15 protein-coding genes are annotated in these 13,190 nt (G+C 68.6%); 4 read left to right on the forward strand and 11 right to left on the reverse strand.

What is annotated here, in order from left to right:
• Positions 1 to 8 precede the first annotated feature (8 nt).
• Together NI1_RS01735 and NI1_RS01740 are read right to left on the reverse strand one after the other, a co-directional pair.
• Complete coding sequence (locus tag NI1_RS01735) at positions 9 to 770, reverse strand: helix-turn-helix domain-containing protein (RefSeq protein WP_067813382.1); 762 nt, start codon at positions 768 to 770, stop codon at positions 9 to 11.
• Between the two features lie 25 nt (positions 771 to 795).
• Positions 796 to 1,701 (reverse strand): YihY/virulence factor BrkB family protein, encoded by a 906-nt coding sequence (locus NI1_RS01740; RefSeq protein WP_439957228.1) that lies wholly within the window; start codon positions 1,699 to 1,701, stop codon positions 796 to 798.
• 255 nt (positions 1,702 to 1,956) lie between these two features.
• Here NI1_RS01740 and NI1_RS01745 point away from each other — a divergent pair, with 255 nt between their 5' ends.
• Positions 1,957 to 3,663 carry a DEAD/DEAH box helicase gene (locus NI1_RS01745; protein WP_245663019.1) on the forward strand — a complete coding sequence of 569 codons (1,707 nt, stop codon included), beginning with the start codon at positions 1,957 to 1,959 and terminating at the stop codon, positions 3,661 to 3,663.
• 19 nt (positions 3,664 to 3,682) lie between these two features.
• Here the strand turns inward: NI1_RS01745 and NI1_RS01750 are convergent, their stop codons facing one another.
• The 3 genes from NI1_RS01750 to NI1_RS01755 all read right to left on the reverse strand — a co-directional run bounded on the left by NI1_RS01750 (position 3,683) and on the right by NI1_RS01755 (position 5,106).
• Positions 3,683 to 3,982 (reverse strand): DUF1905 domain-containing protein, encoded by a 300-nt coding sequence (locus NI1_RS01750; RefSeq protein WP_067813386.1) that lies wholly within the window; start codon positions 3,980 to 3,982, stop codon positions 3,683 to 3,685.
• Between the two features lie 75 nt (positions 3,983 to 4,057).
• Entirely contained in the window at positions 4,058 to 4,342 is a 285-nt protein-coding gene (locus tag NI1_RS40050) for an excalibur calcium-binding domain-containing protein (RefSeq protein WP_157534891.1), read from the reverse strand.
• Entirely contained in the window at positions 4,339 to 5,106 is a 768-nt protein-coding gene (locus NI1_RS01755) for an AraC family transcriptional regulator (protein ID WP_245663020.1), read from the reverse strand. The genes NI1_RS40050 and NI1_RS01755 overlap by 4 nt, the downstream gene beginning before the upstream one ends.
• Positions 5,107 to 5,161: 55 nt before the next feature.
• Between NI1_RS01755 and NI1_RS01760 the strand changes: the two genes are divergently transcribed.
• Complete coding sequence (locus NI1_RS01760; RefSeq protein WP_084522460.1) at positions 5,162 to 5,728, forward strand: class I SAM-dependent methyltransferase; 567 nt, start codon at positions 5,162 to 5,164, stop codon at positions 5,726 to 5,728.
• Between the two features lie 52 nt (positions 5,729 to 5,780).
• Here the strand turns inward: NI1_RS01760 and NI1_RS01765 are convergent, their stop codons facing one another.
• The 3 genes from NI1_RS01765 to NI1_RS39040 all read right to left on the reverse strand — a co-directional run bounded on the left by NI1_RS01765 (position 5,781) and on the right by NI1_RS39040 (position 8,515).
• Positions 5,781 to 6,335, reverse strand: a complete 555-nt coding sequence (locus NI1_RS01765; protein ID WP_067813390.1) for an SWIM zinc finger family protein — start codon at positions 6,333 to 6,335, stop codon at positions 5,781 to 5,783.
• Position 6,336: 1 nt separating this feature from the next.
• Positions 6,337 to 8,070, reverse strand: a complete 1,734-nt coding sequence (locus NI1_RS01770; RefSeq protein ID WP_067815076.1) for a DEAD/DEAH box helicase — start codon at positions 8,068 to 8,070, stop codon at positions 6,337 to 6,339.
• Between the two features lie 250 nt (positions 8,071 to 8,320).
• Entirely contained in the window at positions 8,321 to 8,515 is a 195-nt protein-coding gene (locus tag NI1_RS39040; RefSeq protein WP_033087939.1) for a DUF7455 domain-containing protein, read from the reverse strand.
• A 470-nt stretch (positions 8,516 to 8,985) separates the two neighbouring features.
• Here NI1_RS39040 and NI1_RS01780 point away from each other — a divergent pair, with 470 nt between their 5' ends.
• Together NI1_RS01780 and NI1_RS01785 are read left to right on the forward strand one after the other, a co-directional pair.
• Positions 8,986 to 9,183, forward strand: coding sequence for a heavy-metal-associated domain-containing protein (locus NI1_RS01780; protein WP_067813392.1), 198 nt, complete (start codon positions 8,986 to 8,988; stop codon positions 9,181 to 9,183).
• Between the two features lie 145 nt (positions 9,184 to 9,328).
• On the forward strand, positions 9,329 to 10,324 hold the full coding sequence (locus NI1_RS01785; protein WP_067813394.1) for a hypothetical protein: 996 nt from the start codon (positions 9,329 to 9,331) through the stop codon (positions 10,322 to 10,324).
• Between the two features lie 19 nt (positions 10,325 to 10,343).
• Here the strand turns inward: NI1_RS01785 and NI1_RS01790 are convergent, their stop codons facing one another.
• From NI1_RS01790 to NI1_RS01800, 3 genes are read right to left on the reverse strand one after another with little or no spacing between them, the layout of a single operon-like run.
• On the reverse strand, positions 10,344 to 10,727 hold the full coding sequence (locus NI1_RS01790; protein WP_067813396.1) for a VOC family protein: 384 nt from the start codon (positions 10,725 to 10,727) through the stop codon (positions 10,344 to 10,346).
• Between the two features lie 30 nt (positions 10,728 to 10,757).
• The gene (locus tag NI1_RS01795) at positions 10,758 to 11,342 is read right to left on the reverse strand and encodes a GNAT family N-acetyltransferase (protein WP_084522461.1); all 585 of its coding nucleotides are present in this window, start codon (positions 11,340 to 11,342) and stop codon (positions 10,758 to 10,760) included.
• Positions 11,339 to 13,147, reverse strand: a complete 1,809-nt coding sequence (locus tag NI1_RS01800) for an acyl-CoA dehydrogenase (protein WP_067813398.1) — start codon at positions 13,145 to 13,147, stop codon at positions 11,339 to 11,341. Before NI1_RS01800 ends, NI1_RS01795 begins: the two co-directional genes overlap by 4 nt.
• Between the last annotated feature and the right edge of the window lie 43 nt (positions 13,148 to 13,190).

Genomic DNA, 13,190 nt, shown 5'->3' on the forward strand with positions numbered 1-13,190 from the left:
GGAGAAAGCTAGTCGATGATCAGCGACCGCTCGGTATGTGGAACGGTTTCGGGTCGCACCGGGATCATGGTGTAGAGGCACCATTCCCGGCGCGGAACCTCACAGCGCAGGATGTGGACGTTCATGGCCGTCCACTCGCCGCCTGCCAGTGGACGGATACGAACCGGCCGGAACTCCATCAGCTCGGTCGGCAGATCGGTCGACCACAGCCGCTGCCACTCCGGGGACGGCTCGCACAACCGGATGATCTCCTCGATCCGATCCGGCGCGACGATACCGGGAGCCATATGCCGGAACGCCTGCACCAGCACGTGCACCTCGCGCTGCCAGTTCTCCACCACCAGGCGCGAACGCGGATCCTTCAGGAACCATTCGATGATGTTGCGGCCCGGCTCGAGTCCCGGGAACGCGCGGGCATAGGCGGCATTGGCGGCGATCAGATCCATCGCGGGCGCGTGCTGATAACAGGCCGGATGGGGCAGCGAAGCCAGCAGATCCAGTTCCGACGCGGTCGGTTCGATGCCGTTGGCGACCGCGGTCAGCTCCGGCTGCAACACCAGCGCGGCGTATTCGCGATACACCGGCGGCACGTCCAGGGCCTGGAAGAGCGCGTGCAATGCGGTCGGGGTCGGCGGCCGGGTGCCCTGTTCGAGCTTCTGGATCAGCGCCTCGGAAACGCCTGCCTTGCGGGCGAGTTCGGCCCGGGTGAGGCGGGCCGCCATCCGGCGTTCCCGCAGGAAACGCGCTATGGCCAGATGTGCCTCGTCCACCCTCGCTACCTCCGATCGCTCCCGGTTACGCGATGAAACTAGTCGAGACCTGTGACTGTCTGCGACGAGCCAGCCAGAGCCGGATCTGGGAGAGCCGGGTGGCGCGCGCGGGCCAGAATTCTTGCACGCTGGCATTGAATTCCGCCCCGAGGATCACCGCGAACCCGAGGAAGAACGTGAACAGCAGGAACGCGATGGGCGTGGCGAGCGCCCCGTAGCTGATGCCGGTCCGGGTGACCCAGGTCAGATACCGCCGCAGCCCCTCGCTGGCCGCCATGAAGAACACACCCGCCACCAAGGCCCCGCCGAACAGCCGATGCCAGGGCAGCGTCCGGTGCAGCGCCAGCTTGTACAGCGTGGTCAGCCCGATGATCAGCAGGAATCCGGTGCCCGGATAGTAGAACGCGTCGATCAGCCGCAGCCCGGGTTCGCGCCAGCCCGAAGGCAATACGCGCCCGAACAGGCTAGGGCCCAGAGCCACCAGCGGCAGGATGAGTACCGCCGCGACCAGGAATCCGACGTAGAGCAGCAGTGCGAAGATCCGCTGCCAGACCGGATGCCGCGCGGTCGCCTGCCCGTGCGCGGCGGTGATGGCATCGACGAAGGTGGCCATCGCCGAGGATCCGGCCCACAGCGAGAGCACGAAACCCACCGACACCACGCCGCCGTGCCCGCGTTGCAGCACATCCACGACGGTCGGCCCGACCAGGTCGTCGACCACGCTGGGACTGAACAGCTTCCGGGCGAAGGCGATGATCTTGGTTTCCACGATGTTCACCGTGTTCGGCCCGAACCAGTGCCCGACATAGCCGAGACTGCCGAGCAGCCCGAGCAACAACGGAGCCAGCGACAGCGTCTGCCAGAAGGCCGCGGCGGCCGACTTCGCGAATATCGAATCGTCCCAAGCCTTCACCGCGACGTGCGCGATCAGCTCCCAGCCGCGCTGCCCGGCATGGCGCAAACGTGTGACTATGCGCACGCTGGGCGCGTCCGGCGCCGGTGCGTCGGGAAGTCGGGGCGGGTGGTCGTGCTCGTTCATGGTGGCTACAGCATCGCGTACCAGGGTTTCGAATGGGCGTGGACCCGCGCTGTGTTGTGGCGCACTTGTGCCGTATGTGTCGTGGCGCACTACAACAGGCTGTGTCGGATTGGAAAGCAGTCGGTCCCGGTGGCTAATCTCTACCGAGTGACTTCGGGTGGTGGCGGTTCGTTACGTGCATGGCAGCGCAGGGCACTTACCAAGTATCTGACGACCAAGCCTCGCGATTTCCTCGCCGTCGCTACGCCAGGTGCCGGTAAGACGACCTTCGCGCTGCGAGTGGCGGCAGAGTTGTTGGCGGACCGCACCGTGGACCAGATCACGGTGGTGGCCCCGACCGAGCATCTCAAGCATCAGTGGGCGGCGTCGGCGGCGCGCAACGGGATTCAGCTGGATTCGAACTTCTCCAATTCGACCGGCTCGACCTCCTCGGACTATCACGGTGTGGTCGTCACCTACGCGCAGGTCGCCTCGCATCCGTTCAAGCACCGGGTGCGCACCGAGAACCGGCGCACGCTGGTGATCATGGACGAGGTCCATCACGCCGGTGACGCCAAGAGCTGGGGTGAGGCGGTCGAGGAAGCCTTCGGGGATGCCACCCGGCGGCTGTCGCTGACCGGTACGCCGTTCCGGTCCGACGATTCCAAGATCCCGTTCATCATCTACGAACCCGACGAGTCGGGTTTCGAGAAGTCGCGCGCCGACCACACCTACGGCTACTCCGAGGCCCTCGCGGACGGCGTGGTCCGTCCGGTGGTCTTCCTCGCCTACTCCGGTGAGGCGCATTGGCGCGACAGCGCGGGGGAGGAGTACTCCGCGCGCCTCGGCGAGCCGCTGGACGCCGCGCAGACCGCCCGCGCCTGGCGCACCGCGCTGGATCCGGCCGGTGACTGGATGTCGAAGGTGCTGACCGCCGCCGATACTCGCCTGCGTCAGCTGCGCGCCACCGGTATGCCCGATGCGGGCGGCCTGGTCATCGCCACCGATCAGGAGAAGGCGCGCGACTACGCCGAACTGCTGGAACACATTTCGGGCAGCAAACCGACCGTCGTGCTCTCCGATGATCCGGGCTCCTCCGATCGCATCGAGGAGTTCAGCAGGAGCACCGACCCGTGGATGGTCGCCGTGCGCATGGTCTCCGAAGGCGTCGATGTGCCGCGCCTGGCCGTCGGCGTCTACGCCACCAGCGCCTCCACCCCCCTCTACTTCGCACAGGCCATCGGCCGGTTCGTGCGTGCCCGCAAATCGGGTGAGACCGCCAGCGTCTTCCTGCCGTCGGTCCCGGTGCTGCTCGATCTGGCCGCCCAGCTCGAGGTCCAGCGCGACCACGTGATCGGCAAGCCGCATCGCGAGAAGAGCGACCTGGACGACGAACTCCTCAACGACGCCAACAAGCAGAAGGACGAACCCGGCGAAGAAGAGAAGAAGTTCGTAGCCCTCGCCGCCGACGCCGAACTCGACCAGGTCATCTACGACGGCGACTCCTTCGGTACCGCCACCTTTGCCGGCAGCGACGAGGAGGCCGACTATCTCGGCATCCCCGGCCTGCTCGACGCCGGCCAGATGCGCGCCCTGCTCAACGAACGCCAGGCCCGCCAGATTCAGGACCGCAGCGCCCGCCCCGTCGAGGCGGGCCCCCAGGTAGCGGCCGCCGCCGAACGCGCCGCCACCTCCGACCGCCTCGGCGAACTCCGCCGCGAACTCAACTCCCTGGTCGCCATGCACCACCACCGCACCGGCAAACCGCACGGCGTCATCCACGGCGACCTACGCCGCGAATGCGGCGGCCCCCCAACAGCTCTCGCCACCGCGGACCAGCTCACCGAACGCATAGCGGCCCTGCGCCGACTCTGACCCCCCGAGGGAATCGCCGTCAGACGATCGACAGCTCGACCGCCACCCGGTCGCCCGCGGCGATCCCCTCGGCAACCCGCACCGGCTTCTTCACCGGCAGCACATAGGTCGCCCGTTTGCGATCCGGGAACAGCGAAGTGGCCCACCGGCTCGCACCGATGACCACCCGCACCCGGACCGACCCGAACCCACCGGCCTGCTTGCCGTACAACTCCTCGATCTCATCGGCGATCGCCTCCGGCAAGCTCAGGAAATGCCAGGACGCCGGCCCGTCGTGCTCCCAGACCTCAGCGGAGAAGGAGTATCGCGCAGTCGCCATGACAGCGACGTTAGCCCGAGGGTCCGACAGGCATGATCGCCGCCGATCGGCCACGGTGCTGTCGCGCAGCCGCTTTCACTTCTGGCAGGCGATCCCGTCGCCGGCGCGGTCGAGATTCGAGCTGTAGCCGGGGTCGCCGCGGTGCAACGGGGCGCGCCGGCTACGGCATCGGCACACGACTTGTAGCTCACCGAGCCCTGGCGCGCGGTCGTCTGCGGCGCGGGCGCGGCGGCCGGAACGGTAACCCCTGCGGCGCACCGAGTCCCGGCGGCAACCCGAGGTTGGCACGGAATGTCGGTCGCAACACCGGCAATTGCGACGGATCGGCAGTCCAGCTCCGGTGCGGCGGGTGAATCTCACCGTGCGAAATAACGGCCCGGAGTGGTGCCGACATCGCGGCGGAAGGCGGCCACGTACGCGCTGGGGGTGGCGTAGCCGACCCGCTCGGCGATCCGGGCGATGGGTCGGCCCTCGGCCAGCAGCGGCAGGGAGGCCGCCAGGCGGATCTGGGTTCGCCAGTGGCCGAAGGTGATTCCGGTGTCGGTGACGAATGCGCGGGCCAGGGTGCGCGGGCCGGCGGTGGCGGTTCGGGCGAAATCGTCGAGGGTGCGGGGGTCGGCCGGGTCGGCGAGCAGGGCCTCGGCGACGTGTCGGGCGCGCGGATCGGTGGGCATGGGTGCGCCGATGGGGATCACGTCGACCGGGTCGAGCAGATCGAAGACGACCGCTTCGGCGCGGGTGCGCTGCGCTGGGGTGGTGGTGTCGGCGGTGAGGTGGTCGAAGAGTTCGTGCAGCAGGGCGCTGACCCGCAGCATGGTCGGTGCGGGGAAGGACAGGGGCGTGCGGGCCGGATCGAGGTAGATGCCGCGCATGGTCGCGCCGCCGGTGGTGCCGGTGCGGTGCCGGGTGCCGCCGGGGATCCACAGCGCCCGGGTGGGCGGTAGCACCCACTGTCCACCGGCCGCTTCGACCAGAATCACTCCCCGTGCGGCCCAGGCGATTTGATGCTGTGGGTGCTGGTGGGCGTCGAACCAGTGGCCGGCGGGCAGGGTGCCCGCGCCGAAGACCATGGCGGTGGGGCCGGCGGGTGCGGAGAGCACCATGGCTTGACCGTTCGGCGACATGATTTGTCAGTGTAGTCTCTCGCGGTCACCGGACGAGCTGCCTAGCGTTGAGGGCATGGGGATGAACTACTTTCACCAGTTGCTCTGTCGCTCCAGCGTGTGGGAGAAGGCAAGCGCCACCCGTATCGTGCCGTGGGCGTTGAAGGATTTGGAACTCGGCGACAACGCCCTCGAGGTCGGTCCGGGTTACGGCGCGAATGTCGCCACCCTGCGCGAACGGGTCCCGGTGCTCTCCGGCCTCGAGATCGACCCCGCCCTGGCGGCCCGGCTGCGCGAGCGCCGCAACGGCCAGATGCGTGTCGTCGACGGCGACGGCACCGCAATGCCCCTGCCGGACAAGGAATTCAGCGCGGTCGTGTGCTTCACCATGCTGCACCATGTGCCCTCGCCGCCCCAGCAGGACGAACTCTTCGCCGAAGCCTTCCGGGTGCTGCGCCCGGACGGCGTCTTCGCGGGCAGCGACGGACTGGACAGCCTGGCCTTCCGCCTCATGCATTTGGGTGACACCTGCGTCCCGGTGCCGCCCGCCACCCTCACCGAGCGTCTCACCCGCATCGGCTTCACCGATATCGAAGTCGACACCGCCGCTACCATGTTCCGCTTCCGGGCCCGCCGACCATGATCATGCGCGAGCGATACCCGCTCGCGCCGGAATGACGGGGGAGGGGATCGGCTCAATCGCCGAAGTACGCCACCGGATCCAGGGTGTCGATCGGCGTCCAGCGCGGCGCGGCTATCGCTTCCTCGCCGTCGGCCTCGGCCACGCCGCCGCTGCGATAGCCCTGGAGATCCAATGCCAGCCACGGGTTTTCGTCCACCCGCAGCACGATGGCGTAGAGCGCGGCGTACAGGTGCAGGCAGCGGGCATTGCGGGCGCGGCAGGAGCAATCCGATGCGACCAGCTCGGGCGTGACCTTGATCCCGGCGGCGCTCACGGCCTCGCGCAGTTCGTCGCCCAGGGTGAGCGCGCCGGCCGGGATCACCGCGTGCAGCGCTTCGACGGTGGCGTGGCCGAACGGCGCGAATTCCAGGTGGGTGACCGAGGCTTCCGAGCCGCGATGCAGGTTGGCGCGCACCGTGTTCCCGTCGATCACCAGCTGCACCGCGCCGTTGCGGGCGATGCTGCGGGCGCGCGGGAGCAGCGGTTCGGGCTTGCTCTGTTTCAGCGGCTCGGCCAGCCGCACCCAGTCCTTGCCCCAGCGGGTGTAACCGAAGTCGCTGTCGGGCATATCAGTTGCCTCGCTTCCGGCGCAGGAGTTCCATCAGGCGTTCGTCGTCGAGGTGCGCGAGTTCGGCCACCCCGGCGGTATCGGACAGGTCGGTGAGCGCCGACTTGCGGTCGTGCATGCCCGCGATGTGCTCCTCGATGGTGGTGCCCGAGGTCAGCGTGGTGACGGTGACGGTGCGGGTCTGCCCGATCCGGTGCGCGCGATCCGAGGCCTGCGCCTCCACGGCCGGATTCCACCAGCGATCGAAGTGGATGACGTCGGCCGCGCGGGTGAGCGTGAGCCCGGTGCCCGCCGCGCGCAGGCTGAGCACCAGAACCGGTGGGCCGCCGGGGGATTGGAAGGCGGTGACGATCTCGGTGCGCTGGGCCTGGTTCAGCCCGCCGTGGAAGAACGGCGCCTGCACCCCGAACTCCTGCGCGCACAGCCGTACCAGCAGTTCACCGGTGCGCCGGTACTGCGTGAACACCAGCGTGGGCGCGTCCGCCTCCAGATTGTTGGCGAGGATATCGGCACACACATCGAATTTGCCCGAACGCCCCAGCAATTCGTCCAGCTCACCGGTGATCAATCCGGGGTGATTGCACACCTGCTTGAGCTCGGTGAGCACCGCCAGCACCCGGGTATGCCGTTGCGCGCCACTGCCGAAGCCCTCGGCCTCCGCGCGCTCGAGCAGCCGGTCGTAGAGCCGCTCCTGCTCGGCGGTGAGGTCGCAGACCAGATCGGCGTGGATCTTGGGCGGCAGCGCGGCCGCGACCTGGGCTTTGCGCCGGGCCAGCAGGATCGGCTCCAGCGCGTCCCGCAGCCGGACCACCGCCGCGGCCGACCCCTCGTGAATGGGTCGCACGAACCGCCGCCGGAATTGCGCCTTGTGCGTGAACGCCTGCGGCACCACGAGATTCAGCAGCGCCCACAATTCGTCGAGATGGTTCTCCACCGGCGTACCCGTCAACGCGACCCGCGCGTCGGCGGCAATGGCCCGCGCCGCCTTCGACACCTGGGTGCGCGGGTTCTTCAATACCTGTGCCTCGTCGAACACCGCACTCGTCCAGCGCTTGCCCGCCAGCAGCTGCCCGTGCCCGCGCAAGGTCGGGTACCCGGTCACCACCACGGTCCCCGCCTCGGCCCGCGGTAGCTCTCCGCCCCGCCAGGCCACGGCCCGCAGTCCCGGTGCGAAGCGCCCGATCTCGTGCACCCAGTTGCCGACCAGCGAGGTCGGGCACACCACGATTTGCGCGCCGTCCGCCGCGCGCCCGAGTAGATATCCGATCGCCTGCACGGTCTTGCCGAGGCCCATCTCATCGGCGAGCACCGCCCCGCCGTGCGCGTCCACGGTCTCGCGCAACCAGGTGATGCCGCGCGCTTGGTAAGGCCGCAGCTCGGCCTTCAATCCCGACCGCAGCTCCGCGCCGAGCGCGAGGGTGTCGCGCAGCGTCCGCACCGCCCGCGCCGCGGACACGATGGCGGTCCCGGCGGCATTCGGCACCGCGTGCGCCGCGGCCGGCAGGTCGTCCGCGTCGATCTCCCCGTCGAAGGCGTTTCGCCACAGGCGAACCGACTCCCCGGCATCGGGCAGCGTCAGCGCCGGGAACCGATCCGCTTCCACGAGTGCGCATTCGACCTCGCGCACCGAAATCCCGTCCGATGCCGGGACCGCCAAGGCGATGGAATCCCGCTCACCGAGACCCTCCGGCGCCTTCCCCGGCTCGTGCCCGGTCCAGCTCCACAGCGCGAACATATGACGATCGGGCAGGTAGGTGGCGTTCAGGGTGGTGGGCACGCACCCTTTGTATCCAAATGGAAGCGCCTCGCGCACATAGCCTGTGGGCCGTGTCACACCGGCGTGGCTCGGCGGCTGCCGGAAACGCAACAGCGGGCGACCTATTGGTCGCCCGCTGCCGGGTTTTCTGTTGGGAAGATTCAATTGTCGGGCGGGCACTCGAGGTCCTGACTACCGATGAACGGTCTCCTCGAGCTTGGAGGAGCTGTTAAAGCGCCGGTGCCGACTCCGTGTCGATCACGGCCTCGAGCTCACGGAGTCGATCCATGTGCTCATTGGCGTGATGCTGGCAGAAGAGCAACTCGCCACCCGCGGGAAGGGTTGCACGCACGCGTGCAGCCGCACCGCAGCGGTCGCAACGATCGACCGCGGTCAGTGGGGTGCTTGTCAGGGTTCCTGGCATGACTCCTCCGTCCTGGCTCCTGGTGCTCGCACACCATTCGCCTGGTGTGGGGGTTCGCGATCCACTTCGCGAACCTCGCTACCGCTACTTCCCAGCAGTGGTTGATGACTACCCTGTCAGACGTTCGGCGCGCGGTCTTTGTTCCCGTGGAGTTTCCCGTGTGTTTTCTGTAACACGACCTGGGATTTCGCTGAAAGCGAACAGGCCCGGGCAATTACCCCGTGGAGCCTCGCTTGGCTCCCGCACCGGCACGCTGATCGAGTTGTCTATCGGGAGACTACCCGTGACCCCCGACACTCACACTCCGATTCGACAGTGTGACCTTGGCGCCAGCAAACCGTAATCAAGGGCGCTGGACCCATGTACCTGGTTCGCCGATCTTCCCGCTTGCGTTACGTGGCCCGGCTAAATACGGTAGGGGGGTAGGGTTTGAGGCGCGGGCCGAGGGGCGCCGCGGAAAGGGGTTCGCGATGAGTACCACCGTCACTGTCACCGGCATGACCTGCGGTTGTTGCGCCGACAAGGTGCGCGCGGAGGTCGGCAGGGTGGCCGGCGTGACCGAGATCGAAATCGATGTGCCGAGCGGTGTGGTGACCGCGCGCGGGGTCGAGAATCGGGCCGCGGTGACCGGCGCGGTGATAGCGGCGGGCTATGAAGTCACCGCCTGAGCGAGTCTGATTTCGCGCAGCGCGAACACCGAACGGCCCGAGAGTCACTGGCTCCCGGGCCGTTTCGGTTGTTTGTGAACTTCGCTCGACGAAATGGGTACCGCCTGGTCTGAATCCGGCCGGTGCGCTCGTAGGCTTGGGCGGTATGACGGTCGACGAGATCGCGAACGAGCTGTACGGGATACCCCCCGCCGAGTTCGTGGCGGTGCGCACCGAGCGGGCAAAACAGGCCCGTGACGCCGGGGACAAGGCCCTGGCCGCGGCCATCGGCAAGCTGCGGCGGCCGACCGTGGCGGCGTGGGCGGTGAACCTGCTCGCCCGCACCGCCCCCGACGCGGTCCGCGGGCTGCTGGATCTCGGCGACGCGCTGCGCGCGGCCCAGCAGCGCCTGTCGGGGGAGCAGCTGCGCGCCCTCACCACGCAGCGGCAGCAGGTGATCAACGCGCTGACCCGGCAGGCCGCCACCGCCGCCGCGAGTCACGGACAGCAGCTCAACGAATCCACCCTGCGGGACGTCGGCTCCACTTTGCAAGCGGCCCTGGCTGATCCGTCCGTCGCCGAGCAGGTCCGCACCGGGACCGTCACCGTCGCGGCCAGCTATGAAGGTTTCGGCCCGCCCATCCTGGTCGCCGTCCCCGACGAATCCGACTCCGGCGCAATCGAAGCCGGAGGTCCCACGACCTCGCGGACGGGATCCGCCTCCCGGAGGGATGAAGACGGCGGTAAGGACACGAATGCCGAGCGGGATGCCGCAGCCGTGAAGGACGCACCTGCCGGGAAGGGCGCGGCCCGCGGGAAGAAAGCATCTTCGGGGAAACAGGGGGCGGCCGCATCGCAGCCTGTCGTCGATCCGCACGCGGAGACGCGGCGCGACCTCGAGGCGACGCTCGCCGAGCTCGAATCCGCTCGTGCCGAACTGACTTCGGTGGAAGCCGAGCACGACCGCGCGGCGGCGGAACTGTCCGAACTGGATTCGCGCCTTGCCTCGCTGCGCACCGAGCTGGCCCATACCGAGGATCGCCGCCGGTTCACTTCGGCCACCGAACGCGGCACCCGGGAAACCGCCCGGCGCGCCCGTCAGCAGGTGGCGGCGCTGGAACGCCGTGCGGAGACCTTCCGGAATCAGCTGTCCTCCAGCTGATTCCGGCCACCTTCTTCGGCTACGCGGCGTCGCCGGTCTCGGTGACGTAGAACCGGTTGCCGTCCGGATCCCGGAATGAGAACATCAACGGCACGTTCTCCCAGTCCAGCAGCTCGCCGACGGTACAGCCGAGATCGGCGATGATGGCGTGCGCGGCGCGCGCGTCGGGCGTCTCCAACCGGATCCCGGTGTCGATGCCGGTCGGCAGTTGCGGCCCGGTGCGCACCAGCGACAGCGTCGCGCCGCCGCCCGGCAGCGCCAGCTCCAGCCAGCGGAAGCCCGGCTGTAGTTCGGTGTCGAGCCGGGTCTCCAGCCCGAGCTGTTCGAGCAGCGCTTTGGTGCGGTCCTGGTCGGTCACGGGTACGGCGACGGTGAGCACGCCGGTGAGAATTGTTTTGGTCATGACATTGGAGACGATTTCAATGCACAGGACTCATCGGCGTTTGACCCAGAGCATGCCGCGACCGGATTCCCGGGGTGCGCGGAGCTCGCGCGGTTCGATGCGTTCGAGCTGATAGCCGAGCCGGCGGGCGACGGCGGCACTGCGTTCGTTGGCCGCATCGCAGCGGATCTCGACCTGTTCGATACCGGGCAGCTCCAAGGCGATCCGGGTCAAGGCCGCCGCGCTGCGGGTCACCACGCCGCGCCCGGTATGCGCGACATGACACCAGTACCCGATTTCCAAGGTCGCGGGTCCGACCCGGTCGTGCAGCCCGATCGCGCCCAGCAGCGCCCCGCCGGTATCGAAGATGCCGTAGAGGAATCCCCCGTCCGCGGTCGGCCAGCCCGCCAGGGTCCGTTCACCGACCTCCCGCTGCCGTTCCAGTGTCATCGGCTCGGGGAGCCACTCCATCCATGCATGCAGGTGTTCGAAGGAGGCCGTGACGGCCTCGAACCGCGCCATCAGATCCTGCGGCTGCCAGCGCCGGATCAGCAGGTCGCCCAACTCGATTCGCTGCGGCGGGCACACCCCCGCCGCGAGCGCCGGGGGCGGCGCGTCGTTCGGTTCGGCGCTCACAGCCAGGCCGGGTCCAGGTCGAGGGTGGTGCGGTCGCCGGAGTTCAGCAGATCGAATTGGGGGCCGGTCTTGGGCAGTTCCCAGGCGAAGAAGTAGCGGGCGGCCGCGCGCTTGCCCTGGCGGAAAGCGGGATCGCGGTCCGCGGGCAGGGCGTCGGCGGTGACGGCCTGCGCCAGCCAGATCCAGGCGAGCACGACGTGACCGAAGGCTTCGAGGTAGGCGGCGGAATTGGCCAGGGCGGCCTGCGGATCGCCCTGGCTCCAGAGACCGGCGGTGGTGGCGACCAGCCGGTTCACGGCGGCTTCGAGAGCCGCGGCGAAGGATGCGAGTTCCTGATCATCGGCCGCACGGGCTTCGGCGATGGTGGCCGCGATGGTCTCCACCAGCAACGCCAGCGCCGCACCGTGGTCGAGCACGACCTGCCGGCCCAGCAGATCCAGGCTCTGAATCCCGTGCGTCCCTTCGTGAATGGGGTTGAGCCGATTGTCGCGATAGTGCTGTTCGACGTCGTAATCCCGCGTGTACCCCGCCCCGCCGTGCACCTGAATGGCGAGATCGTTGGCGGCCAGGCACCACTGGCTGGGCCAGGATTTGGCGATGGGCGTGAGCACCCGCAGCAGGGTGGCGGCGCGCTCCCGGTCGGATTCCTCCGGCGCGGTGCGGTGTTCGTCGACCAGCTTGCCGCAGTACAACTGGAGCGCCAGCGCGCCTTCGGCGTACGCCTTCTGCGCCAGCAACATCCGCCGCACATCGGGATGCTCCACCAGGGGTACCTGCACCCCGCCGCGCGCCCCGATCGGCCGCCCCTGCGGACGATTGCGCGCGTAGTCGAGGGCCTTGAGGTATCCGGTGTAACCGAGCGCGGTGGCCGCCAGCCCGACGCCGATGCGGGCCTCGTTCATCATGGTGAACATCTGTGCCAGACCGTGATTCGGCTCGCCCACCAGATAGCCGACCGCACCCGCCTGCCCGCCCGGGGTGTAGCGCCCGTCGCCGAAAACCGGTGCGGTATTGACCGTTCCGCGCCAGCCCATCTTGTGATTGATTCCGGCCAGCACCACGTCGTTGCGGACGGTCGCCGCGCCCTGCTCGTCGGGCAGGAATTTCGGCACGATGAACAGCGAGATGCCCCGCGTCCCCTCCGGCGCGCCCGGAATCCGGGCCAGCACCAGGTGCACGATGTTCTCCGAAAGATCGTGATCCGCACCCGAAATCCACATCTTGTGGCCGAATACGCGATAGCTGCCGTCGTCCTGCGGGACCGCGCGGGTGGTGATGTCGGCCAGGCTGGAGCCGGCCTGCGGCTCGGAGAGCGCCATGGTCCCGAAGTACCGGCCCTCCAGCATCGGCTTGACGTAGGCGTCGATCTGCTCGGGACTGCCGTGCGCGGCAAGCAGATTGGCATTGCCGGTGGTGAGCAGCGGGTAGGAGGCGGTGGCCACATTGGCGGCGTGGAACCAGGACATGCAGGCGGTGTAGACCGCGTGCGGCAGCTGCTGGCCGCCGATCTCGTAATCCATGGCCGCGCCGATCATTCCGGCGTCCCCGAAGGCCCGCAGCGCCTTGCCGACCGCGGGGATGATGTGCACGTTCTCGCCGTCGAAGGTGGGTTCGTGCAGGTCGTTCTCGCGATTGTGCGGCGCGAAGTAGGTGGTGGCCAGGTCCTGGCACAGTCGCAGCACCTGGTCGAAGGTCTCCCGCGAATGATCGGCGAACCGTTCCCGGGTGGTCAGCGCGGGCACGTCGAGCCAGTCGTAGAGCAGGAACTCGATATCGCGGGCGGACATGATCACGGACGGGTTCATGGTTCCTCGAACGGTCGGGTGCGGCTGGGGTACCAGCCGGTCT

This window comes from Nocardia inohanensis NBRC 100128 (assembly GCF_001612945.1).
Classification (GTDB): domain Bacteria; phylum Actinomycetota; class Actinomycetes; order Mycobacteriales; family Mycobacteriaceae; genus Nocardia; species Nocardia inohanensis.

Excerpts from the sequence above, each read along its gene's own strand:
- NI1_RS01760 (WP_084522460.1), top strand. The coding sequence starts at position 5,162 with ATGGGGATGAACTACTTTCACCAGTTGCTCTGTCGCTCCAGCGTGTGG.
- NI1_RS01765 (WP_067813390.1), bottom strand. The coding sequence starts at position 6,335 with ATGCCCGACAGCGACTTCGGTTACACCCGCTGGGGCAAGGACTGGGTG.
- NI1_RS01770 (WP_067815076.1), bottom strand. The coding sequence starts at position 8,070 with ATGTTCGCGCTGTGGAGCTGGACCGGGCACGAGCCGGGGAAGGCGCCG.
- NI1_RS01755 (WP_245663020.1), bottom strand. The coding sequence starts at position 5,106 with ATGTCGCCGAACGGTCAAGCCATGGTGCTCTCCGCACCCGCCGGCCCC.
- NI1_RS01800 (WP_067813398.1), bottom strand. The coding sequence starts at position 13,147 with ATGAACCCGTCCGTGATCATGTCCGCCCGCGATATCGAGTTCCTGCTC.
- NI1_RS01790 (WP_067813396.1), bottom strand. The coding sequence starts at position 10,727 with ATGACCAAAACAATTCTCACCGGCGTGCTCACCGTCGCCGTACCCGTG.
- NI1_RS01780 (WP_067813392.1), top strand. The coding sequence starts at position 8,986 with ATGAGTACCACCGTCACTGTCACCGGCATGACCTGCGGTTGTTGCGCC.
- NI1_RS01750 (WP_067813386.1), bottom strand. The coding sequence starts at position 3,982 with ATGGCGACTGCGCGATACTCCTTCTCCGCTGAGGTCTGGGAGCACGAC.
- NI1_RS01785 (WP_067813394.1), top strand. The coding sequence starts at position 9,329 with ATGACGGTCGACGAGATCGCGAACGAGCTGTACGGGATACCCCCCGCC.
- NI1_RS39040 (WP_033087939.1), bottom strand. The coding sequence starts at position 8,515 with ATGCCAGGAACCCTGACAAGCACCCCACTGACCGCGGTCGATCGTTGC.